The sequence below is a fragment of the Pseudomonas sp. GW822-FHT06D10 genome, from assembly GCF_058799535.1.
Genome location: NZ_JBXALN010000004.1, coordinates 340,833 through 363,203, shown reverse-complemented (window position 1 = coordinate 363,203; position 22,371 = coordinate 340,833). Strand labels below are relative to the sequence as shown.

At 65.6% G+C, this 22,371-nt stretch carries 23 protein-coding genes and 1 pseudogene; 10 read left to right on the top strand and 14 right to left on the bottom strand.

What is annotated here, in order from left to right; genetic code table 11:
- Window positions 1-47 precede the first annotated feature (47 nt).
- Together AC1RL5_RS15440 and AC1RL5_RS15435 are read right to left on the bottom strand one after the other, a co-directional pair.
- A complete protein-coding gene (locus AC1RL5_RS15440; protein ID WP_093409041.1) occupies window positions 48-1,022 on the bottom strand; it encodes a FecR family protein in 975 nt (324 codons plus the stop codon).
- Window positions 1,015-1,548 (bottom strand): RNA polymerase sigma factor, encoded by a 534-nt coding sequence (locus AC1RL5_RS15435; RefSeq protein WP_011060692.1) that lies wholly within the window; start codon window positions 1,546-1,548, stop codon window positions 1,015-1,017. The genes AC1RL5_RS15440 and AC1RL5_RS15435 overlap by 8 nt, the downstream gene beginning before the upstream one ends.
- Before the next feature lie 302 nt (window positions 1,549-1,850).
- Between AC1RL5_RS15435 and AC1RL5_RS15430 the strand changes: the two genes are divergently transcribed.
- Window positions 1,851-2,474, top strand: a complete 624-nt coding sequence (locus AC1RL5_RS15430; RefSeq protein WP_015635157.1) for a cell wall hydrolase — start codon at window positions 1,851-1,853, stop codon at window positions 2,472-2,474.
- Here the strand turns inward: AC1RL5_RS15430 and AC1RL5_RS15425 are convergent.
- Window positions 2,471-2,836, bottom strand: coding sequence for a hypothetical protein (locus AC1RL5_RS15425; RefSeq protein ID WP_072452385.1), 366 nt, complete (start codon window positions 2,834-2,836; stop codon window positions 2,471-2,473). The two genes, AC1RL5_RS15430 and AC1RL5_RS15425, sit on opposite strands and share 4 nt — an antisense overlap.
- A gap of 31 nt (window positions 2,837-2,867) precedes the next feature.
- Window positions 2,868-3,269, bottom strand: coding sequence for a GFA family protein (locus AC1RL5_RS15420; RefSeq protein WP_053150733.1), 402 nt, complete (start codon window positions 3,267-3,269; stop codon window positions 2,868-2,870).
- Window positions 3,270-3,386: 117 nt separating this feature from the next.
- Here AC1RL5_RS15420 and AC1RL5_RS15415 point away from each other — a divergent pair, with 117 nt between their 5' ends.
- Window positions 3,387-3,944, top strand: coding sequence for a hypothetical protein (locus tag AC1RL5_RS15415; RefSeq protein ID WP_103407801.1), 558 nt, complete (start codon window positions 3,387-3,389; stop codon window positions 3,942-3,944).
- 38 nt (window positions 3,945-3,982) lie between these two features.
- Window positions 3,983-4,444, top strand: a complete 462-nt coding sequence (locus tag AC1RL5_RS15410) for a methyltransferase family protein (protein WP_093409035.1) — start codon at window positions 3,983-3,985, stop codon at window positions 4,442-4,444.
- 13 nt (window positions 4,445-4,457) lie between these two features.
- Here the strand turns inward: AC1RL5_RS15410 and AC1RL5_RS15405 are convergent, their stop codons facing one another.
- Window positions 4,458-4,895 (bottom strand): hypothetical protein, encoded by a 438-nt coding sequence (locus AC1RL5_RS15405; protein WP_093409030.1) that lies wholly within the window; start codon window positions 4,893-4,895, stop codon window positions 4,458-4,460.
- A gap of 187 nt (window positions 4,896-5,082) precedes the next feature.
- Here AC1RL5_RS15405 and AC1RL5_RS15400 point away from each other — a divergent pair, with 187 nt between their 5' ends.
- Window positions 5,083-5,613: a DUF1993 domain-containing protein gene (locus AC1RL5_RS15400; protein WP_072452381.1), complete on the top strand. Its 531-nt coding sequence runs from the start codon at window positions 5,083-5,085 to the stop codon at window positions 5,611-5,613.
- 73 nt (window positions 5,614-5,686) lie between these two features.
- Here AC1RL5_RS15400 and yfcF read toward each other — a convergent pair whose 3' ends face one another.
- Window positions 5,687-6,319: a glutathione transferase gene (yfcF, locus tag AC1RL5_RS15395; protein ID WP_492589648.1), complete on the bottom strand. Its 633-nt coding sequence runs from the start codon at window positions 6,317-6,319 to the stop codon at window positions 5,687-5,689.
- Between the two features lie 419 nt (window positions 6,320-6,738).
- On the opposite strand from yfcF, the gene AC1RL5_RS15390 reads away from it, so the two are divergent.
- Together AC1RL5_RS15390 and metE are read left to right on the top strand one after the other, a co-directional pair.
- A complete protein-coding gene (locus AC1RL5_RS15390) occupies window positions 6,739-7,068 on the top strand; it encodes a hypothetical protein (protein WP_015635164.1) in 330 nt (109 codons plus the stop codon).
- 185 nt (window positions 7,069-7,253) lie between these two features.
- On the top strand, window positions 7,254-9,542 hold the full coding sequence (gene metE / locus AC1RL5_RS15385; RefSeq protein ID WP_492589646.1) for a 5-methyltetrahydropteroyltriglutamate--homocysteine S-methyltransferase: 2,289 nt from the start codon (window positions 7,254-7,256) through the stop codon (window positions 9,540-9,542).
- 413 nt (window positions 9,543-9,955) lie between these two features.
- On the opposite strand, the gene AC1RL5_RS15380 is transcribed toward metE, so the two are convergent.
- On the bottom strand, window positions 9,956-10,852 hold the full coding sequence (locus AC1RL5_RS15380; protein WP_015635166.1) for a DMT family transporter: 897 nt from the start codon (window positions 10,850-10,852) through the stop codon (window positions 9,956-9,958).
- 106 nt (window positions 10,853-10,958) lie between these two features.
- Here AC1RL5_RS15380 and AC1RL5_RS15375 point away from each other — a divergent pair, with 106 nt between their 5' ends.
- Entirely contained in the window at window positions 10,959-12,293 is a 1,335-nt protein-coding gene (locus AC1RL5_RS15375) for an aminotransferase-like domain-containing protein (protein WP_072452378.1), read from the top strand.
- An 11-nt stretch (window positions 12,294-12,304) separates the two neighbouring features.
- On the opposite strand, the gene AC1RL5_RS15370 is transcribed toward AC1RL5_RS15375, so the two are convergent.
- From AC1RL5_RS15370 to AC1RL5_RS15345, 6 genes and pseudogenes are all read right to left on the bottom strand, one after another.
- Window positions 12,305-13,168 (bottom strand): methyl-accepting chemotaxis protein, encoded by an 864-nt coding sequence (locus AC1RL5_RS15370; protein WP_370059491.1) that lies wholly within the window; start codon window positions 13,166-13,168, stop codon window positions 12,305-12,307.
- Window positions 13,163-13,918: pseudogene (locus tag AC1RL5_RS15365) on the bottom strand (MCP four helix bundle domain-containing protein); the annotation flags it as partial. The pseudogene AC1RL5_RS15365 and the gene AC1RL5_RS15370, both read right to left, overlap by 6 nt.
- Window positions 13,919-14,179: 261 nt before the next feature.
- The gene (locus AC1RL5_RS15360) at window positions 14,180-15,061 is read right to left on the bottom strand and encodes an alpha/beta fold hydrolase (protein WP_041774176.1); all 882 of its coding nucleotides are present in this window, start codon (window positions 15,059-15,061) and stop codon (window positions 14,180-14,182) included.
- An 86-nt stretch (window positions 15,062-15,147) separates the two neighbouring features.
- Entirely contained in the window at window positions 15,148-15,669 is a 522-nt protein-coding gene (locus tag AC1RL5_RS15355) for an alpha-ketoglutarate-dependent dioxygenase AlkB family protein (protein ID WP_015635171.1), read from the bottom strand.
- 55 nt (window positions 15,670-15,724) lie between these two features.
- Window positions 15,725-16,042 (bottom strand): hypothetical protein, encoded by a 318-nt coding sequence (locus tag AC1RL5_RS15350; RefSeq protein ID WP_072452376.1) that lies wholly within the window; start codon window positions 16,040-16,042, stop codon window positions 15,725-15,727.
- 107 nt (window positions 16,043-16,149) lie between these two features.
- Window positions 16,150-16,875, bottom strand: a complete 726-nt coding sequence (locus AC1RL5_RS15345) for a murein L,D-transpeptidase catalytic domain family protein (protein ID WP_072452375.1) — start codon at window positions 16,873-16,875, stop codon at window positions 16,150-16,152.
- Window positions 16,876-17,028: 153 nt separating this feature from the next.
- Between AC1RL5_RS15345 and AC1RL5_RS15340 the strand changes: the two genes are divergently transcribed.
- Window positions 17,029-18,597, top strand: coding sequence for a L,D-transpeptidase family protein (locus AC1RL5_RS15340; RefSeq protein ID WP_103407805.1), 1,569 nt, complete (start codon window positions 17,029-17,031; stop codon window positions 18,595-18,597).
- A 38-nt stretch (window positions 18,598-18,635) separates the two neighbouring features.
- Here the strand turns inward: AC1RL5_RS15340 and AC1RL5_RS15335 are convergent, their stop codons facing one another.
- Window positions 18,636-19,562, bottom strand: coding sequence for a LysR family transcriptional regulator (locus AC1RL5_RS15335; RefSeq protein WP_072452373.1), 927 nt, complete (start codon window positions 19,560-19,562; stop codon window positions 18,636-18,638).
- Window positions 19,563-19,715: 153 nt separating this feature from the next.
- Between AC1RL5_RS15335 and speB the strand changes: the two genes are divergently transcribed.
- Entirely contained in the window at window positions 19,716-20,693 is a 978-nt protein-coding gene (gene speB / locus AC1RL5_RS15330) for an agmatinase (RefSeq protein ID WP_072452372.1), read from the top strand.
- Window positions 20,694-20,779: 86 nt separating this feature from the next.
- Entirely contained in the window at window positions 20,780-22,288 is a 1,509-nt protein-coding gene (locus AC1RL5_RS15325; RefSeq protein ID WP_072452371.1) for an aldehyde dehydrogenase family protein, read from the top strand.
- Window positions 22,289-22,371 lie beyond the last annotated feature (83 nt).

The following is a 22,371-nucleotide window of genomic DNA, read 5'->3' as shown; positions in this document are numbered from 1 at the left end:
GCCTCGGCAAAGCCGTAAAACTTTTTTCAGCCCCCCCGGGCAGTGTTTCAGCGCAGTACCAGGATGCCGCCCGGCAGGCGGGTGAGCTCGGTGGCGGTGACTTTGCTCAGGGCCCGGACAATGGCCTGCGGGTCATCGAGCTGGTAGTTGCCGCTGACTTTCTGCTGCGCCGCGTCGGCGTTGAACAGCAGGATCGGTGCGCGATGGTAACGCCGCAGCTCTTGCAGAACCTGGGCCAGGGGTGCGTTCTGGAAGGACAGGCGGCCGTTGATCCAGGCCAGTTGCCGTTCGCTGCCCTCGGGGTTCAGGGGCAGCAACCGGTGGCCCTGCAACTGTTGCCAGTTGCCGGCTTGCAGCAGGCTCTGCTGGCCGTTTTCGTCGGCCAGGCGTACCCGGCCTTCGCCTACGGCCACGGTCACCCCGTCGGCCTGGCGGCTGACGCTGAAGCGGGTGCCGACCACGGTCACCGTGGCGCTGCCGGCCTCGATGGTCAGCGGCCGGGACGGGTCGTGGAAGGCCTCGACATAGAGCTCGCCGCGCAGCAGCTGGATGCGCCGCCGGGCGTTGCTGAAGTCGCTGCTGATGGCGCTGCCGCTGCCCAGCACGATGTGCGAACCATCGGCCAGGTCGAAGCGCTGGAGCTCGCCGACCGCGCTCAGGTGATCGGCCTGCAGGCGCAGCGGCAGGTCGCCGAACCAGCCGGCACCGAGCATCACCAGCACCGTGGCCGCGGCGGCCAGCCAGCGAGTGCGGTGGCGTTTTCTGCGCGGCGTGGCGGGGGCCGGGGCGGCCGGCAGGTCCAGGCCCAGTGCCAGTTGTTCCAGGGCCTGTTCGAAGGCGCTGGCCTGCCACAGGTCTTCCAGGGCGCGGTAGGCCTCGGCGTGCTGCGCATGGCTGTTGCGCCACTGTTCAAAGCGCTGGCGCAGCGGCAGGTTGTGGGTCATGGCCTCACGCTGGGTGAACCAGTAGCTCGCCTGCTCGCGAATGGCGTCGCCGGGAAGGGCGCTGAGGTGTTCAGTCATCGGGGTTCTGCCGGTCGGTGGCTTTGATGCAGGCATTGAGTGCATGGCGCAGGTCCTTTTCCACCGTGCTCAGGGAAACCTGCAAGCGCTGGGCAATCTGGCTTTGCGAAAGATCGTGCAGTTTATGCAAAACCAGGATTTGTTGCTGGCGCTTGGGCAGGGTGGCCAGTACCTGTTGCAGCAAGTGCAACTGCTGCTGGCCCTGGACATGGCTTTCCGGCCCGGGGGCAGCGGTGGGCACTTCGCTGAGCTGGCTGGCGTCGGTGGGCTGGTACTCGAAGCGGCGTTTGCTGCGTTGGCTGCGCAGGTGATCGAAGGCCAGGTACTGGGCGGTCTGATAGAGGAACGGCTGCAAGTGCTCGATGGGGCGGGCGTTGAGCGCCTTGGCCACCCGCAGGTAGGTCTCCTGGGCCAGGTCCTCGGCCAGGTTGGCGCACCCCACCACCCGCGCAAGCATGCGGATCAGCCCCCCGCGCTGCGCAATGAACAGCGCGCTGAGTTGTTGCTGGTCGTCTCCGGTTTCCATCGCCCACTGCTCCCACTACCTGATACGGCTCAGCGTGAATGGCTGGGCATTCTAATGAGAATTCTTATCATTACCAGCGAATTTCCACGGAAGCCTTGTCCTGGGCTTTGTGCAGGGCTTGCGGCACCAGGGAATGATTCGCGCGGCCCATGGTCGATTCAACATGGCCCCCGGTGATCCGTTCGCTCCCCCTCGACGCGCCATCGTGCCGGCCATGCTGTAACCGGTTGCGCCGCTCTGCCGCGAGGTACATTCAGGGGCGGCGCTGGCAGGGGGTAAAGATTTTTCGGGAAGGATCGATCATGCGCTGGATTGTCAGGACCCTGTGTTTTGCCTTGTTGTTGCCCGCAGCCCAGCTCTGGGCCGCCGACCCGCAGCCGGCGGTCCAGGCCGCTGCCCAGGACAAGGCCCAGGCGCTGGAGCAGAAAGCCGCGGACAAGGAGAGCCCGAAGGCCGAGCCCCAGGCCGCACCCATCACCAAGACCGAAGTGCAGGCCGTGGACCCGGCAGGCCAGGCCCCGGTGGACGACGCCATCACGTGCCTGTCGCGGACCATCTACTGGGAAGCCAAGGGCGGTGAAAGCGCCGATATGGAGGCCGTGGCCAATGTGGTTCTGAACCGCCTGGGCCATGAGGGTTTTCCCGGGACTGTGTGCGAAGTGGTCAAGCAGGGTTCGGAAAAAAGCCCCTGCCAGTTCTCCTGGTGGTGCGATGGCCGGCCCGACCAGGTGGAAGAAGAGGGCCGCTATACCATCGCCAAGGAAATTGCCCGCAAGGCGCTGAACCAGCAGCTCAAGGACCGTACCGGCGGCGCTCTGTTCTTTCACGACCGCAGTGTTTCGCCGGACTGGTCCCGGGCCTATATCAAGACCACCGAGATCGGCAGCTTCAGCTTCTACAAACCCAAGGACGTCGCGGCGCGCTAGTGGCGTGGGTTTGAGTCGTGGGTACGGACCTGGTCGTCCTGGCGCAGCCAGCGTTTGCCGAGGGTGGTCAGCCGATGGCGGATGGGCTGGCTGAACATTTTTTGCGAGACCTGGTGCAGCAGGCTTTCGCACAGCTCGCGATCCAGCGGGAAGCCGGCTTCCAGCCATGCCACAGCACAGTGCTCCCAGTGTTCGGAGCCGGACCCCAGGGCGCTCAGCAGCAACTGGCGCAGGCACAGCGGTTCACCCGGCGGGGGCTCTATCCTGAGCCCGGCGAGGGCGCCAGGCAGGTCGGCCGCGACCGATTCGTAGGGGCGTTCAAGCAACGGCAGGAGCCAGACGTAGCTGAAGTGCCGGGTCATGATAGGGGCATTCCTCTGGGTGCGGCGTGGCTTATTGCACTTGGTCGAACTGATCGGTGATTGCATACCAGTCGGCCTTCATGGCCACGCAGTAATGCTGTTGCCTGGGGGCTGCGAAGGGCGTGTCCAGGGTGGCAATGGCGATGGAAATCCACTGGTGATATTCGCCCTGGGTGTCCTGCCAGAATAACGAAGAGCCGCAGTGGCAGCAGAACTGGCGCAGCACGCCAGGGGAGGATTCGTACACCTTGAGCGCCGATCTCTGGTCGCGGATTTCCAGATTCGCACGCGGCGTACTGGCGTAGGAAGCAAAGGCCGCGCCGTGGCCCTTCTGGCACTTGTGGCAATGGCAGTGGGTGACGGCTTTCAGCGCGCCGCACACTTGGTAAGTCACCGCGCCGCACAGGCAACTGCCTTGATGCTGGTTTTGCATGGTCAGGGTTTCCGAAGTTTCAGGGCCAGCATTGCCGCGAGTGGGTGAACCCTTTATAAAACGCCGGCTGCTGATCGCAGCAGCTGCCCAGGAACCCGACCCGCAAGGAGCGACATAGTGAGTCAATCGCCTCACCCCCTCAACACCTGCATAGGGCGCGTGCGCCTGCCGGGTCTCGCCGGCCTGCTGCTGGCGCTGGCCGGCTGCGGCGCCCTGACCGATGTGCGGTCCTTTTCCACGCCCTATTCCACGCCGCCGGGTGGCGAAACCGTGCGCCTGCGGGTGATCAGCGACGGCATGGTGCGCGGTGTGCCCAGGTCCGACTGCGTGGATTTCCGCCTGCCCGGTGCCGGGGTCGTGGTGGCTGCCCGGGACGGCTACGCCAACCGTAACGGTGAAAGCCTGAGCATGGCGGCGCCGCAGACTCCCGCAGTGCCCGGTACCCGGACCGAAGTGTTGGTGCCGGCCGGGCAGCCCATGGCGTTCCACTACCTGGGCAACCAGTGCTACAACCTGTTCAGCTTCGTGCCCAAGGCAGGCATGGACTACCAGCTGGAAGCCTCGGGGATGTACAAGTGCGCGGTGATGCTCAAGCAGGCGCCGCATGGCTCGAAGGAATATGCTGCGGCCCCGTTGAAAGACAGCAAGCTGTGCCGGGTGACGGACAACCTGTAACGCCCCGGACCTGAACCCGGGCAGAGGAGAGAGGCACCATGCAGGCCTTGGAAAACCGCATTCCACCCCCCCTTGTCGCGGTCCTGTTCGCCGTGTTGATGGGGCTGTTCGCGCGCGGCTTGCCGGGCCTGGATCCGGGCTTGGGCACACGCCTGTTGCTGGCGCTGCCGCTGGTGATGGCCGGGCTGCTGTTTGTCCTGGCCGGAGGGCTTGCCTTTCGCCGGGCCAAGACCACGGTCAACCCGCTGAAACCCGTCAGCGCCTCGGCTCTGGTCACCTCGGGGATCTACCAGTACACACGCAACCCGATGTATGTCGGCTTTGCCCTGTGGCTGCTGGCCTGGGGGCTGTACCTGGCCTCGCCCCTGGTGCTGCTCGGCGTGCTGGGGTTCGTCCTGTACATGAACCGCTTTCAGATCTACCCCGAAGAACGGGCGCTCGGGCAGTTGTTCGGGGCTGATTTTGCGGCGTATCGCCAGCGTGTGCGGCGCTGGCTTTAGGCGGTACGGCTGTTCAAGCCGCCACTTGCGCCTGCAGTTGCAACTGGCCATCCACTTCGCGGGTCAGGCCGCTGGCGACGAACAGCGGTACCAGCAATTTGTGCAGTTGGGGGTCGACGAATTCCCTGACCGTTGCCAGGTCCAGATCGCCGCTCGCCGGCAGTTCGGCCTTGGTGAAGGACAGCCAGGCTTTCTTCAGGGCCTGCAGCACATCGCTGCCGGCGGTGGAGGCGAAGCGCCGGTTGGCCACCCGGCCGGCGAAGTTGAAGGTGTGCTGGTAGTCGTAGCCGCTCTCGTCACCCTGGCTGGCGACGCAGCGACCACAGGAGCAGGGGCCATCGGCGAAGGCCGCGCGCAGGTAGCTGTTGAAATCGACGATGGGCTTGAGGGCCAGGCGCTTGTCGACTTCGAACAGGTCCCCGGTCATTTTTGCTTCACTGCTCAAGGTCATTTTCCTCACTGTCAGGCGGTGTATTTCTCAAGGGGCGCACCATACCAGCCGGATCGGCCCAGGGGTACTTTTCTGGCATTGTCCGCGGCTTGAGAGAGGGGGGACATCTGCTAGGATCCATCGGCTTTTATGGCGGGGCGACGGGCAGCACCCGGCCCCTGTGTCTTGATCTCATCGAGGAACACCCATGTCGATCTACGCAATCACCGTTCCCTGTTTTGCCCAGATGCTGCGCGCCCTGGAGGGCTTTCTCGCCAAGGGCGAAGAGCAGGCCCGGGAGCGGGGGTTCGAACCCCAGGTGCTGTTGCAGTCGCGGCTGGCACCGGACATGTATGACCTGGCGGCCCAGGTGCGTTTTGCCTGCACCCAGGCCCGGGAAGCGGTACAGCGCCTGAGCGGGCAGCCTGTGACTGCATTGCAGGCGCCGGCCGGTATGGCCGAGGCCAGGGCACTGATCGAAGACACCCTGGCGTTCCTGGCGGCGGCGGACCGCGAGCTGATCGACAGCAGTGGCCAGCGGGCCATCGCCATCGAGCTGCACAACGGTATTGCCTTCGACATGACCGGCGAGGAGTTCGCGCGCAACTGGGCGACGCCGCAGTTCTATTTCCACCTGGTCACGGCCTACAACATCCTGCGGCACAACGGTGTGCCCCTGGGCAAGGCCGATTATGCCCAGCACATGTTCGCCTACCTGCGCCAACCGCAAGAAGCCTAGCCGCGCCGGCCGCAGACTCCCCGGCCAGCGTCAGGTCAACGGCCGATGGCCGCATCACCCGGCGCTCCAGGTCCTACAGCGCCGGCCGCGGCAACTGCACCCATTCCTGCACTGCCGGCCGTTGCCACTGGCGCCGGGCATAGTCCACCAGGTTCGCCGGCACCGGGTCACCGTTGAGGATCAGCCGGTTGAGCATCAGCGCCAGGTCGACATCGGCGATCGACCACTGGCCGCACAGGAAGTCGCGGCCATCCGCCAATAGCTCCTGCGCGGCCTCCACCAGGGTGTTAGCCGCCGCTTGGGCCTGGGGCGACAGCGGTTCGCCCTTGCAGCCGTAGAACACCACCAGGGTCGTGCGCTCCTGGCGGATCGGCAGCAGGTCGCTGCGCAGCCAGGCCTGGACCTGGCGGGCCTTGGCACGCTGGCGCAGGCCCTGGGGATAGACCGGGTTGTGCGGGAACAGCTGTTCCAGGTATTCAGCGATGGCCGAGGATTCGGACAGGGCAAAATCCTCCAGCACCAGGGTCGGCACGCGCTGGGTCAGGGACAGGCGGGTGTAGGCCGGCTCGCGGTTCTGCGCGGCGTCCAGGTCCAGGGGCAGCAGGTCGAAGTCGATACCCTTTTCCCGCAGCACCACGAACACGGACAGGGCATAGGGGCTGGTGAACTGGGCATCGACGTACAGGCGCGGGCGGGAAGCGGTCACGGCGGTCTCTCCAAGGGGGGAGCGCCCACGCTAGGAGATCCGGGTCGATAAATAAAATGCAGGTTTTTTATCCGTGCATTCCTCGTAGGAATACTGGCGTTTCGGCCTCCGTGCGCGATGCAGCCGTGGCGATGCGGTTCTGGAGTCGCGGGCGGGCGTCGGAGGCGGACCGGGGCGCGCAGCAGTGGCTAGCGTCGGTTATCGAGTCGGCCCACGGCGGGCCCACCCGGGGTGCGGAAAAACCCGGCTTCAGCGTGTTGCAGTTGATCGACTGGCGTCAGCGGCGGGTGCGCCTGTGCCGCGCGAGTGGCCAGCATTGGCAGGCACATTGCCTTGATCGAGAAGGCAAAGTACTGGCCCCGGGCAGCCTGAAGTGCCGCCAAAATCACTTTATTTTCAGGTGGTTAGGTGACCGCAAAATGCGCCATGTGTTGATTACGCTGACTTCGTTTGCCCTGTTGGGCGGGGCTTCTGCGGCCCAGGCCCGGGAGCTGGCGGCCAATGACCGGTATGTCTGCAGCTGGGGGGCGGGCACTGCCGCCAGGGCCCAGGAATTGAAGTTGTCCGGGGTGTCGCTGTATGCGGCGCGGCAGAAGATCCAGACCTACAAGTTCAGCAAGGGCTGGATGCGCATGATGGCCCTGGGCATTACCGAGCAGACCTACGACAGCCCTTCGCGGATCAAGCCCGAGGCACTGCGCAAAAGCTTTAACGAGGATTGCCTGAGGTATAAGTTGGCTCGCCGCTGACGGGGGCGCAGGCCTGTAGCTGGCCCGGGCAGGAGCCTGAAGGGCGCGCGGCCTCCTGCGGCAGTGTCTGATCTGCCTGTTTGATCATGAATGGAACTTGTGATCATCGCGATTAAAATGAGTTTGTCTCACCAATGGCCGAGTGCCGACAATGGCTCCCATCAAACACAGGGGAGTTGCATGTCATGGCTTTGGCCCATTCTCTAGGATTTCCGCGCATTGGCCGCGACCGTGAACTGAAGAAAGCGCAAGAGGCGTTCTGGAAGGGCGAACTCGACGAAGCCGGCCTGCGCGCCGTGGGCCGTGATCTGCGCAAGACTCACTGGGAGCTGCAGAAAAACGCCGGGATCGACCTGCTGCCCGTGGGCGATTTCGCCTGGTACGACCAGGTTCTGACCCATTCCCTGATGTTCGGCGTGATTCCCCAGCGTTTCCGTCCGCAGCATGGCCCAGCCACCCTGCAGACCCTGTTCGGCATGGCGCGTGGCGTCAGCGACGGCTGCTGCGGCGGTGCCCACGCCCAGGAAATGACCAAGTGGTTCGACACCAACTACCACTACCTGGTGCCTGAATTCGGCGCCGGCCAGCAATTCCAGCTGGGCTGGGAGCAGCTCTTCGAAGAGGTCGAGGAGGCCCGGGCCCTGGGGCACGCCGTCAAGCCGGTGCTGATCGGCCCGCTGACCTACCTGTGGCTGGGCAAGGCCAAGGGCGCCGAGTTCGACAAGCTGGAGCTGCTGGACCGCCTGCTGCCGCTGTACGGCCAGATCTTCCAGCGCCTGGCGGCCCAGGGCGTGGAGTGGGTGCAGATCGACGAGCCGATCCTGGTGCTGGACCTGCCCCAGGATTGGAAAAACGCGTTCGAACGCGCCTACAACCAGATCCAGCGCGAGCCGCTGAAAAAACTCCTGGCGACCTATTTCGGTGGCCTGGAAGAGAATCTCGGCCTGGCCGCGAACCTGCCGGTCGATGGCCTGCACATCGACCTGGTACGTGCTCCCGAGCAGTACCCGACCATCCTCGATCGCCTGCCGGCCTACAAGGTGCTGTCACTGGGCCTGGTCAATGGGCGTAACGTCTGGCGCTGCGACCTGGAAAAAGCCCTGGCCACCCTGCAGCACGCCCATGAGCGCCTGGGTGAGCGCCTGTGGGTGGCGCCTTCCTGCTCGCTGTTGCACAGCCCGGTGGACCTGGACCGTGAAGACCAGCTGGACGCCGAGCTCAAGAGCTGGCTGGCCTTCGCCGTGCAGAAATGCCAGGAAGTGGCGGTACTGGCCCAGGCGGTGAACCAGCCGCAGGCCCAGACGGTGCTCAAGGCCCTGGAGCAGAGCCGCGCCGTACAGGCCAGTCGCGCGGCCTCGCCACGCATCCACAAACCGGCGGTACAGGCTCGGGTGGCGGCCATCACCACCAAGGACAGCCAGCGGCGCTCGGCCTTCACCCAGCGTATCGCCAAGCAGCGCGCCGGCCTCGACCTGCCGCTGTTCCCCACCACCACCATCGGTTCGTTTCCGCAGACGGCCTCGATCCGTCTGGCGCGCCAGTCGTTCAAGCAAGGCAAGCTGAGCGTGGCCGAATACACCGAAGCCATGCACAGCGAAATCCGCCACGCGGTGCTGGTGCAGGAACGCCTGGGCCTGGACGTGCTGGTGCACGGCGAGGCGGAGCGCAACGACATGGTCGAGTACTTCGCCGAGCAGTTGGACGGCTATGTGTTCACTCGTTTCGGCTGGGTGCAGAGCTACGGTTCCCGGTGCGTCAAGCCGGCGGTGATCTTCGGTGACCTGAGCCGCCCCAAAGCCATGACCGTGGAATGGATCCGCTACGCCCAGGGCCTGACCGACAAGGTGATGAAGGGCATGCTCACCGGCCCGGTGACCATGCTGATGTGGTCTTTCCCGCGCGAAGATGTGAGCCGCGAAGTACAGGCCCGGCAACTGGCCCTGGCGATCCGCGACGAAGTGCTGGACCTGGAAGCCGCCGGCATCAGGATCGTGCAGATCGACGAAGCCGCGTTCCGTGAAGGCTTGCCGCTGCGCCGGGCGCAGTGGCAGCACTACCTGGACTGGGCCACCGAAGTGTTCCGTCTGTGCGCCTCTGGCGTGCGTGATGAAACCCAGGTCCACACCCATATGTGCTACAGCGAATTCAACGATGTGATCGAGTCTATCGCCGCCATGGATGCGGACGTCATCACCATCGAGACCTCGCGTTCGGACATGGAGCTGCTGGACGCCTTCGAAGCCTTCGCCTACCCGAACGAGATCGGCCCGGGCGTCTATGACATCCACTCGCCACGGGTGCCGGATGCCTCGGAAATGGCCAACCTGCTGCGCAAGGCCGCCCAGCGCATTCCTGCCGAGCGCCTGTGGGTCAACCCGGACTGCGGCCTGAAGACCCGCGGCTGGCCGGAAACCGAAGCAGCCCTGGTGCACATGGTCAACGCGGCCCGTCAGTTGCGTAAAGAACTGGCCTGATCGGCCAACCCCGCCACCGGAGCACGTCGGCGTGCTCCGGTTTTCTGCTTCCAGCATGGCATCGGGGGCAAGTGGCGCGAGGGCGAGCAAGCAGGTAGCGGAGGCCGGTGCGGCGCATCTGATCCGTATTTTTCTTGCGCATCTGCGTCTGTTATCAGAACAGCCATGGTTTGAAAATGGCGCGCCCGGCCGGCTTTACGGCTGGAGACCGGGCCCGCTGCACCGCATACCTACTGTTCAGGAGGCCTGATGACTAAGATGGCGTTTTTCTTGTTTGGATTTTTAGCCTTGACCATCGCGCTCGGTGCGCTCGCGACTATCTCTCCGACCTGACCCCCGAGCCCTTTGCGGCTCTTGCTTCATATCCCCGCGCAATCAGTGGCAGCCCGGCAAGCGCCGCCACTGCCTTGTACTTATTTGGAACACTTTCGTGCCCCGACCACGCAGAGGATCACCGCCACGGTGACCCCGAGCATGCCCAGGCTGACGTGCTCGTGGAGCAGGCCGGCGGCCAGGGCCAGGCCGAAAAAGGGTTGCAGCAACTGCAACTGGCCGACGGCGGCGATCCCGCCCTGGGCCAGGCCGCGGTACCAGAAGACAAAACCGATCAGCATGCTGAACAGCGATACGTAGCCCAGGCTGACCCAGGCCGGCAGGCTGATGCCACTAAAGGAGGCGGGCATGCTGAACAGGGTCAGTGCGGCCATCAGTGGCAGCGACAGCACCAGGGCCCAGGAGATCACCTGCCAGCCGCCCAGGGTGCGCGACAGCTTGGCGCCTTCGGCATAACCCAGGCCACATACCAGTACGGCCAGGAGCATGAGCAGGTCACCCTCGGGTGAAGCCGTGAGGCCCTGGGACAGGGCATAGCCCACCACCAACAGGCTGCCGAGCACTGAGAACAGCCAGAACACAGGGCGCGGCCGCTCGCCGCCGCGCAGCACGCCGAACACCGCGGTGGCCAGGGGCAACAGGCCAAGGAACACAATGGAATGGGCCGAGGTCACGTACTGCAGGGCCAGGGCCGTGAGCAGCGGAAAGCCCAGCACCACGCCCAGGGCAACGATGGTCAGGGGCAGGAGCTGGGCGCGGCTCGGACGGCGCTGCTTGAACAGCAGCAGGATGCACAACGCCAGGAGCCCGGCGATGGTGGCCCGGGCCACGGTGAGGAATAGCGGGTCGAACTCCAGCACCGCGACCCGGGTGGCCGGTAGTGAGCCGCTGAAGATCAGCACGCCGATAAAGCCGTTGAGCCAGCCACTGGCGGTTTTTTCCAGGGCTGGGGATTGCAGGGTCGATGTCCGTTCCATTCGGGGAGTGCTCAAGAAGTGGGGGCCGCAGCGGCGGGGCTTGTGTCGAGCCCATCCTAGGATTGAAAATCAGCACAATCAAAAAATTGTCATGGATACAGCGCCTATGGCCCGTGCCCGCTACAAACAACTGGTGGACACCTTTGCCGCCGATATCCGTACCGGCATCCTTGCCCCCGGCACCCGCCTGCCCACCCATCGCGAGCTGGCGGCGCGGGAAGGGCTGGCCCTGGTCACTGCATCGCGGGTCTATGCCGAGCTGGAAGCCATGGGCCTGGTCAGCGGCGAAACCGGGCGTGGGACCTATGTCCGGGAAACCGCCTTGCCGCCAGGGCAGGGCGTGGACCAGCCCGCTACGGCACCGGGCACCCTGGACCTGAACTTCAACTACCCGGCGTTGCCCGGCCAGGCCGAACTGCTGCGTAGCGCCTTGCGCCAGTTGGCGGCGACCGGCGACCTGGAAGCCTTGCTGCGCTACCAGCCCCACGCCGGGCGCAGTCATGAGCGGGCCACGGTAGCGCGCTACCTGGCAGGCCATGGGCTGGTGGTGGAGGGCGAGCAGGTGCTGCTGGTCAGCGGCGCCCAGCACGGCCTGTCGACCACCCTGATGGCGTTGCTCAGGCCCGGTGATGTGGTGGCGGTGGATGCCTTGACCTACCCCGGGTTCAAGGTGGTGGCCGAGGCCCACGGGCTGGAACTGCTGGCCATTCCCCTGGGCGAGCAGGGGCCGGACCTGGAGGCCTTCGAGCGCCTGTGCCAACGGCGGCGGGTGCGCGCGGTATACGCCATGCCGACCCTGCACAACCCCATGGGCTGGGTGCTGGACCTGGCCTGGCGCCAGCGCCTGGTGGCGATTGCCCGGGCCCACGGGCTGCTGATCATCGAAGACGCCGCCTACGCCTTCCTGGCCCAGGATCCTCCCGCGCCGCTGGCTGCCCTGGCACCAGAGACCACGGTCTACATCTCGGGGTTCTCGAAGAATGTGGCCACCGGCCTGCGGGTCGGTTATGTGGTGGCGCCGCCGGCCTGGGTGGCGCTGATCGAGCGTGCGATCCGCACCAGCACCTGGAACACACCGGGGGTGATGACCGCCATGGCCTGTGCCTGGATCGAGGACGGCACGGTGGCGCGCCTGGAGCACCAGAAGCGCGAGGATGCCCAGGCCCGCCAGGCCCTGGCCCGGGAAGCCCTGGCCGGGCTGGCCTATGTCAGCCATCCGAACTCCTACTTCCTCTGGCTGCCCTTGCCCGAGGAAGTCCGGGCCGATCAGGTGGCCATGGCGCTGCTGCGGGAGAAGGTCTCGGTGTCCACCGCCGAGCCCTTTGTTGGCGCCGGCCCGGTGCCCCACGCCATTCGCCTGGCGTTGGGCTCGGTGGCCATGGCCGATCTGGGCGTGGCGCTAGCCAGGGTCCGGCAGGTGATCGGCCGCTACGCCTTCTGAAGCGGCAAGCGTCAAAGCTTGAACTGGGTCACCAGGGCATTGAGGTCCACCGCCAGGCGTGACAGCTCCTGGCTGGCGGCATTGCTCTGGTTGGCCCCGGCCGAGGTCTGGGTCGACAGGTCGCGGATATTGATCAGGTTGCGGTCCACCTCGCGGGCGACCTGGGCCTGTTCCTCGCTGGCGCTGGCGATCACCAGGTTGCGCTCGTTGATGGTGGTGATGGCCTGGGTGATCTGGTCCAGGGCCAGCCCCGAAGCGCGGGCGGCTTCCAGGGTCAGGTGGGCGCGCTCGTTGCTGTTGCGCATTGCACTGACCGCACCTTCGGTGCCTTCCTCGATGGTGTTGATCATGCTCTCGATTTCCTGGGTCGACTGCTGGGTGCGATGGGCCAGGGCCCGCACTTCGTCGGCGACCACGGCGAAGCCGCGTCCGGCGTCCCCGGCCCGCGCGGCCTCGATGGCGGCATTGAGCGCCAGCAGGTTGGTCTGTTCGGCAATCGAGCGGATCACTTCCAGCACCTGGCCGATATTGCGCACGTCCACCGCCAGGTTTTCCACCCGCTGGCAGGTCTGAGTCACGTCTTCGGCCAGTTGGCCGATGGAGTCGACGGTGTGCTGTACCTGCTCGCGGCCGTGATGGGCCGTGCGGTCGGTTTCCTGCGAGGCTTCGGAGGTGCTCACCGCATTGCGCGCCACTTCCTCCACGGCGACGGTCATTTCATTGACCGCGGTAGCCGCCTGTTCCACTTCGTTGCTTTGCTGGTGCAGGGTCTGGCTGGAATGCTCGGTGACCGCGTGCAGTTCCTCGGCGGCGGAGGCCAGCTGGTTGGACGAATCGGCGATCCGCTGCAGGGTGCCGCGCAGGCTGGCCTGCATGGTCTGCAGGGCGTGCAGCAGGCGCGCCGGTTCGTCCTTGCCGCTGACTGCGATGCTCTGGCCGAGATCACCGCGGGCGATGGTTTCCGCTACCTCCACGGCCTGGCCCAGGGGGCGCACGATGCTGCGGGTCAGGAACAGGGCCAGGACCACGGTCAGGGCCACCACGACCAGCATGATCAGCAGGACCATGCCCACCGCACCTTTGAACACCTGGTTGCTTTGCGCCGCCGCGGCGATACCGCCCCGGGTGTTGACGTCGATGATGGTCAGCAATTCCTTGAGCATGGCGTCGGCATTGGCCAGGAACGGGCCGCCGTCGACGATGTCGATCGCCGCTTCCTTGTGGCCCTGGCGCATCAGGTCGGTGATCCGGTGCTGGTCCTTGAGGTACAGCGCCTCGGCTTCGACAAAACGCTCGTAGGCGGCGCGTTCGTCGTCGACGTTGATCAGTTTTTCATAGGCCTGCTGTTGCCGATCCTGCTGCTGCTCCAGCTCGCTGAGGCGCGACAGCAAGGCCTGCACGTCACCGCTGTCGCGCACCACCAGCATGCGCAGGGTCAGGGTTCGGATCTGGGTGCTGGTCAGGGCCAGGGCATTGGCGGCAACGATGGATGGCTGCCAGTTCTGGTCGACCTCAAGGGATTGCTGGTTCATGCGTTGCATTTCCAGCAGGGAGAAACCTCCCAGGGCCAGGGCCAGCAGGGCGATCAGGGCGAAGCTGAACCCTGCGCGGCGGGAAATGTTCATCGTTCTCAAGAGCATGACTGTGTTCCTTGTGGCGGCAAAAAGTACAACCGGCGAGGCGAGTCGCGGTTTGCATCGGTGCGGTGCGCGGTGGGGCGAGGCCCCACGGCACCGTCGGCTTTTTGCACACAAGGCAGGCGGCAGGCGCATCTGATCGGCGCCTTTGTCCAGTGCTTTCCAGGATCGACAGGTTGCACGGCCTGCCTGGAAAACCCGCCAATGATAGCACGGTGACATCTGTCGCGGGCGCCTGGCCCGCGGCTTTCACCGGCCTTCGGTCTGGAGAAAGCCCTGGATGGAGCGGGCGCTGGTGGCCGGGTCGACCTGCATGAAGCAGTGCTGGCCATCGATCACCTGAGTGCTCAGGTGCCGGTTGATGGCCGCCCAGCGCTTGATCGAACGAGCCACGTAGGGGTAGCTGTCGCGGCCATGGATCACCAGGCTTGGGGTCTTCACCTGGCGCAGCGAGCGCCACAGGCGGCGGGGAAAGGAGCTGTAGATATCCACTTCGCGCTCGGGGGCGCATTTGAGGGCCACGCCTTGTTCGTCGTCCTTCAGGCCGTGTTCGACATAGGCGGCCAGGGCCGCGTCGCTCCAGCCCTTGAAGATGCCCCGGTTGGCCAGCGCGGCCTTGGCGGCGGCGCGGTCCGGCCAGCGCCGGCGGCGGGCGGCGGCCTTGCGCGCGAGGCTGTGGCGGCGGTTCAGGCCCAGGGCCGACAGCACGCCCAGGGAGCCGATCATGGAGGGGGTGAAGATCACCGGGTCCAGCATCACCGCCTTGCGAAACAGTTGCGGGCGTTCGGCGACGATCAGGCAGGTGAGCACCCCGCCAAAACTGTGGCCCAGCGCATAGCGCGGTACCTCGCCATAGGCATCGAGCCCGGCTTCGAAGGCTTCGGCTGCCAGTTCGGCGGTGCGGTTCCAGCCCAGGAACGGGCCGCCGTGGTCGGTATCGCCGTGGCCCTGGACGTCACTGAGCCACAGGTCGAAGGACTCGGCCAGCAGCGCCAGCATCGGCTGATAGGCCATGGAGCAGAAACCGTTGCCGTGCAGGAAGTGCAGCAGCGGCTTGCCCGAAGGCGCTGAGCGCAGGCCGCGCAGGGTGAAGCCTTCGGGACAGGGGTAGGACCAGGGAAGCAACTGCATGGGGCCTCGGGCAAACGCTGAATACAGCCGGGCATTGTCGATGGCCCGGCCCTTGAGTCAAGGGCCGATCCTGACCGAGTCCAGCACTACCCGGTCTTGAGCTGGCGAAACGACAGGCTGATGCGCTCGCCGGCGTCCGGCGCCTTGGGGATCGCGTGCAGCCAGTGTTTCTGCAGTTCGTCCGACATGTGCAGCAGCGAGCCGCTGGCCAGGCTGTAGTCGAAGGTGGCGCCGCTTTCCTTGTGGCGAAAGACCATGGCCCGGGCGTGGCCCAGGGAGACGATCACCACCCCGGTGCCTGTCACCAACTGTTCATTGGCGTCGGAATGAAAGCCCATGGAGGATTGGCCGTCGGGGTAGCAGTTGAGCAGGCAGTTGTTGGGGCGAAAGCCCAGCAGTTGCTCGATGGGCCCGCACAACTGCTCCAGCGCTTCGGGCATCGGCACGGCGGGGTAGGTGATTTGCGAGTAGTCGTAGGGCGCGCCGAAACTGGCGGTCTTGCGCGCACGCATGCGCTCGTCCCACAGCACGGAGTCCTTGAGGTGGTTGAACAGCCGATGCGGGTCGGCGATGAAGTCGGGGAAAAAGTCGATTTCGGGTGGAGTCATGGGAGTACTGCCTGTCGTGAAGGACAGCGCCTGCGGGGGGGGCAGGGCGTGATCCTTATCGGTCCTTGATGGGGGCCTGGAGTGTGCCGCCTGCCACCGACTGGATAAACTGTGCGGCCTTTTGCCCCAGGTCCGCCTGGGAAGCGCGGATCAGCAGGACCAGGGGCGCCAGGGACAGTGGCTCGATGTCCAGCCGTTGCTGGCTGGAATTGCGCAGTATCAGGGTCAGCTCGGTCCACTGGTCATCGTCGGTGGTCCGGCTGTCGCCATCGGAATCCACATTGCAGCCAGCGCCCCACAGGCGTTCGGCCACCCGGTAGAACGCCGGGCGTGGTCCGGGCTGTTGCAGAAGCAGGGCATGTGGCGAAGGCATGGCGTGGAGCTCGGGCGAGGTGGCGTTCCAGGTCGGTAACGGTATCTCGCCGCCAGCGTGCGGCGCAACTGCGAAGAGGGCAGGCGCCGAGCATCCGGCCGGCTTGCTCAGCCGCCGTTGGCGCTGAGGATGCTCGCCACCTGGCGTGGCTGGCAGTTGAGGTAGGGCGAGGTTTTCAACCAGCGCTGGTCCGGGTACCAGGAGAACATGAACTGGCCATCCTTGAGCTTGTCTATCACCTGGCGCGCCACTTGCGGGCGCACCGCGGGGCAGCCCTGGCTACGGCCGATGCGGCCCTGGCGCTGGCTCCACAAGGGGTTCACGTAGTCGGCGGCATGGATCACGATGTCGCGGTCCCGGGCCCGGTCGTTGAAGCCCGGTTCCAGGCCGTCCATGCGCAGCGAGTAGCCATGGCTGCCTTCATAGCTTTCCTGGGTGCGGAACAGGCCCAGGCTGGATTGGTAGCTGCCCAGGCGATTGGAGAACTGGGTAGCGAAGTTTTCCCCGGATTTCTGCCCGTGGGCCACCAGGTCGCGCAGCACCAGTTTTTTGGTCCGCAGGTCGAAGATCCACAGGCGCCGTTCGGTGGAGGGCTGCGAGTAGTCGATCACCGCCAGGTGGCGGGCTTGTCGGGCGCCGCTGCCTACCGCGCATTGCATGGCGCTCAGGGCACTTTTCAGGGCCTGGGGATTGAGTTGCGGGGCGGCGTGGGCGAGGCTGGCGTACAGCGTGGGGCTGGCGACGGGCTGGACTTTACTGGCGGCGAAGGACGAAATGGAAAAGGCGCCCAGGGCAATGGCCACCAGGCAGAACCGGCACAAGAAATTCAACATGTATAGAGCGTCCCCATGGTCACTTTGGCTCCTGACGTCCTGTCGTTCCCCCGGCAGTCTGGTCTATATGTTTAACGCCCAGGCCCGATTGTTTTCCGCATCTGCCGTAATGGTTGGCCGCCCGCTGGGCGCCCACGGATTGGAGTAAAGCAGTTGTTCAAAAAAACCGCATGTTACTTGACCCTGTGCCTGCTCGCTGCGCCATTGGTCGCGCTGGCCGATGAGCTGCCACAGCTGTCGGCGAGCCCGATGCAAACGGCGCTGACGCAACTGGCCGTGGCCTGCCCGGCCCTGGCGCCGCGGCTCAATACCCCGGCCCAGCAGCTGTTGCAGGGCTTCTACCAGCAACAGGGCGAACAGCAGGTGTGGTCCGTGGCGGGCCGCCTGGCCAGCTTGCAGGCGCAGTTGGCGCAACTGGTGGACGACGGGCTGGACCCGGGCCACTACCGCCTGCCGCAGGCGAGCCCGGCGGGAGATGGCCTGTGCAGCGATATCGATATCACCCATCAGTACCTGCAAGCCCTGCAGGACCTGCATTACGGTCGCCTGGCGCAAAGCCGCTTCGAGCCTATGTGGCGGGCCCAGCCGCTGCCGGACGATCGCCAGAGCGCGCTGCTGGCAATTGCCGTTCCGGGCATCGCCCACATCGCCACGGCCTTCGAGCAGGCGCGCCCCAGCCTCGCGCAATACCGCAACCTGCGCCAGGCCTATGCCCATGAGCGCCAGCAACCCTTGCCCCAGTGGCAGGCCGTGGCCGGCGGCCCGTTGCTGCGCCCGGACATGCAGGACAAGCGGGTGCCGGACCTGGCCCTGCGCCTGTACCACGGCGGCTACCTGCAAAGCCCGGTGGTCAACCCGGACAACGCCTACAGCGGCGAGCTGGTCAGCGCGGTGAAGAACTTCCAGCTTGGCCATTCGCTGCAGGCCGACGGTGTGGTCGGCGCGGGCACCCTGAAAGAGATGAACATCAGCCCGGCCGAGCGCCGCGAACAGCTGCGCATCAACCTCGAACGCCTGCGCTGGCTGGCCCAGGATTACGAGCCGAACCTGGTGCTGGTGAACGTTGCCGCCGCCCAGCTGACCTTCTATCAGCACGACGCGGTGGTCTGGCAGACTCGCACCCAGGTCGGCCGCGCGGAGCGCCAGACGCCCTTGCTCAAATCCCAGGTCACCCGGCTGACCCTGAACCCCACCTGGACCGTGCCGCCGACCATCCTCAAGGAAGACAAGCTGCCGGAAATCCGCCGCGACCAGGGTTTCCTCAACCGCCAGAACCTGCAGGTGCTGGATGCCAACGGCCAGCCCCTGGCAGCCGAGGACATCGACTGGGACCGCCCCGGCAACATCCTCCTGCGCCAGGGCGCCGGCCCGCGCAACCCCTTGGGGCGCATCGCCATCCGCTTCCCCAACCCGTTCTCGGTGTACCTGCACGACACCCCGAGCCAGGCGCTGTTCAGCAAGGGGCCGCGGGCCTTCAGCTCCGGCTGCGTGCGGGTCGAGCAGGCCCTGCAATTGCGCGACTGGCTGCTCAGCCCGGCGGAGCGGTTGCGCACCAACGAGCTGTTGGCCACCGGCCTGACCCACGAGTTCCGCCTGGCCAAGCCGGTGCCGATCCTGCTCAGCTACTGGACGGTGCAGGCCGACAGCCACGGGCAACTGCTGTATGCCCCGGATATCTACGGGCGGGATATGCCCCTGGCACTGGCCCTTGGCTCGCGCTGATGGCGTGCGACCGCAAGGGCCAGGGGCAGGGCGGTGCGTCAGCTTCCTGGGTATGAGGGCCCGGGTTGACGCGAACAGGCGGCGAGGTCTTCCAGAAAGACCTCGAGGATCGGCGGCGGTGTGCTGCCGCGTCGGGTGATCACATCAAAGGGTGACATCAACCGCAGGCGCTCGGGCGCCAGTTGGCGCATGTCGCCGCAGGTGACCCACTGAGCGGCGAAATGGGTGGGCAGAAAGCCCAGGTAGGCGCCGGAGATGATCAGGATTGCCAGGGCCTCGATGTTGTCCACCGTGGCGGCGGCCTTGCTGACACCCAGGCATTGCAGGTCGTGTTGCTGCATGTAGCCGCGCGCGACAACCCGGCTCGCGGCCACTTCCTCAAGCAGTTCGACGGTCTCGGCCTGGCTGGCGAACAACGGGTGGTAGCGGCCGCAGTACAGCCCCAGGGCCTCCTGGTACAAGGCGCTGTGCAACAGGCCCGGTACGTGGATCGGGAAGTGCCCGATGGCCAGGTGCAGGCGCCCGTCCAGCACCCGCTCTTCCAGCTCCGCCGGGGTGCCCACGTAGACATTCAGGTGCACGTCATGCCCCCTGGAGACAAAGCGCTGGGTGGCCCGCGGCAGCGGTGAGTCGGGGTCGCTGATGGTGGTATCGATGATCCCCAGGTTGAGCTGGCCGCTGATGTGCTGCTTGAGCACATCGGCATCCATGCAGAAGTTCTCCACCGCCGACAGCAGGCGCTGGGTCGCCTCATGAATCGCCACCCCCTGCTCGGTCAAGCGGAACCCGCCGCGTCCGCGCTGGCAGAGTTTGACCCCGAGCCGGGTCTCCAGATGAGTCATCTGTTCGCTGATGGTCGACTGGCCGGTATTGAGCGCCGCCTGCGCCGCGGAAAAACCGCCGCAACGGACGATGGTGGCAAATACCCTGAGCAGCTTGAGATCGACATCGTGCAGTTGAATCACTGGACACCTCCCGCCTGTGGACACATCGGCAATGCCGATATGAGTATCTGATGTTCAGCATTTTCTCCATATAAACCAGCGCTCATAGTCGATTCAACGGCGGCGGCCGCACCCGCCCGCCCCAGCGAATAACAAGAAATGGAGACGCTGAACATGTCGAAGCACGGTTATGAGTCCGGCCGCCTGAATCTGCCTTTCGTGGGCCATTGCACCTTTGCCAAATCTCCGGTGTGCACCGACTGGGACACCCTGGATGCCGATGTGGCGATTCTCGGGGTGCCCAACGACATGGGTACCCAATGGCGTTCCGGTGCGCGCTTCGGGCCGCGGGGGATCCGTGAGGCCTCGACCCTGTTTTCCTTCGGCCACGCCGGAGCCTACGACCACGAAGACGATGTGATGTACCTGACCGCGGACGATGTGCGCATGGTGGACGTGGGCGATGCGGATATCGTTCATACCGACATGGCCACCAGCAATGCCAACACCGAGTTCGCCGTGGGCAAGATCCTGCAGGCTGGGGCCATGCCGGTGGTGCTCGGGGGCGATCACTCGGTGCACGCTCCGGTGATCAAGGCGTTCGAGGGGCGCGGGCCGATCCACATCATTCACTTCGATGCCCACCTGGATTTTGTCGATGAGCGTCACGGCGTGCGCTACGGCCACGGCAACCCACTGCGCCGGGCTTCGGAGATGCAGCACATTGTCGGCATGACCCAGATGGGGATCCGCAACGTGTCCTCATCCAATCGCGACGACTACGAGGCGGCCCATGCCGCAGGGTCGAAGATCCTCTCGGTCCGCGAGGTCCGGCGCCTGGGCACTGAAGGCGTGCTCGCGCTGATCCCCGAGGGCATCGACTACTACATCACCATCGACATTGACGGTTTCGATCCCTCGATCGCCCCCGGCACCGGCACGCCCAGCCATGGCGGGTTCCTCTACTACGAAGTGCTGGAGATCATCCAGGCCCTGGCCAGGCGCAGCCAGGGGCGGATCGTCGGCATGGACCTGGTGGAGGTGGCGCCGGTCTACGACCCCTCGGGCATCACCTCGATTCTGGCGGCGCAGCTGCTGCTCAACAGCCTCGGTTTCATCTTCCATGAGCGCGCCCAGGCTCGCTCCCGGTAATGAGACACACCTGCCTCCGGCACCGACCTGGGGCGATCAGCGAAGCACAGTGACTCGACGCCCAGCGTCGGGCAGAGGGCATGAACATGGACACGATCGTCAAGCAGTACCTGCAACAGTTCGCAATCAGCGAGGCCACCCAGCGCTTTCTCGGCAAGGCGCAGAAGATGTTCATCGGTGGCGCCTGGGTCGATGCCAGCGACGGCCAGATCGCGCAGGTCCGCGAGCCGTCCACCGAGGGCCTGCTCACCCATATTCCCATGGGCACCGTGGAGGACCTGGAGCGTGCCGTGAGCGCGGCCCGCAAGCAGTTCGACGGCGGTGAATGGAGCCTGCTCAAGCCGCTGGAGCGCGAGGCGATGATTCACCGCCTGGCGCAACTGATTGCGGACAACGCTACGCAACTGGCGGAAATCGAATCGATCGACATGGGCAAATCGGTGGCCAGTGCCCGGGATGTCGATATCCAGGGTACGGTCGACACTTTGCGCTATTTCGCCGGCTGGGCCAGCAAGCTCCACGGACGCACCGTCGAGCCCTCGTTGCCGGGCAATTACCTGGCGTACACGCGCAAGGAGCCGGTGGGCGTGGTCGGGGTGATAGTGCCCTGGAACTTCCCGTTGCAGACCCTGGCCTGGAAGCTGGGTGCGGCCCTGGCCACCGGTTGCACGGTGGTGGTCAAGCCCGCCGAGCTGACGTCGCTCTCGGCCTTGCGCTTCGCCGAGCTGGTGGAAGAGGCGGGTATCCCCGCCGGGGTGATCAATATTGTCAGCGGGCGTGGCAGCGTGATCGGCGCGGCCATGGCCGCGCACCCGGGGATCGACAAACTGAGCTTCACCGGGTCGACCCCGGTGGGCCGTACCGTGGGGCGCGCGGCGTTGGACGACATGAAGCGCCTGACCCTGGAACTGGGGGGCAAGTCGGCGGTGCTCGTGCTGGCCGACGCCGACTTGCGTGCGGCCGCCGAGGCCGTGGCCAACGGTGTGTTCTTCAACTCGGGGCAGGTCTGCGACGCCGGTACCCGTGCCTATATCCACCACAGCATCTATGACGCGTTTCTCGATGAGCTGATCGCCTACACCCGGACCTTGAAAGTGGCCCCGGGGCTGGACCCGGCCTGCTTCATCAGCCCCCTGGTATCGGCCCAGCAGAAACAGCGGGTCAGCGAGTACATCGAGATCGGCAAGGGCGAGGGCGCCCAGCTGGTCTACGGCGGCCAGCCGCTCGAGGGGCCGGGGTACTTTGTCGAGCCGACCATTTTTGCCCATTGCCGCAATGACATGCGCATCGTCCAGGAAGAGATCTTCGGGCCGGTTCTGGTGACCGCGCCTTTCGACGATGACGAGCAGGCGCTGGCACTGGCCAATGACTCGCTCTATGGCCTGGCGGCGGCGATCTACTCCAACGACCTGGGCCGGGTTCACAACCTGATTCCGCGTCTGCGGGCCGGCTCGGTGTACGTCAATGCCCACAGCACCATCGACCCCGCGATGCCTTTTGGTGGCTACAAGCTGTCGGGGTTCGGCAAGGACCTGGGGCCGGAGCAGCTCGACCACCTGATGGAAACCAAGGCGGTCTGGATCACCCTGCCTTGACAGGCGAGCCTGCCTTTACCGACTTCGGGCGTCCTTGGGGCGCCCGCACATCCCCCGTCAGAGCCTGCAGGAGGTGCCCAGGC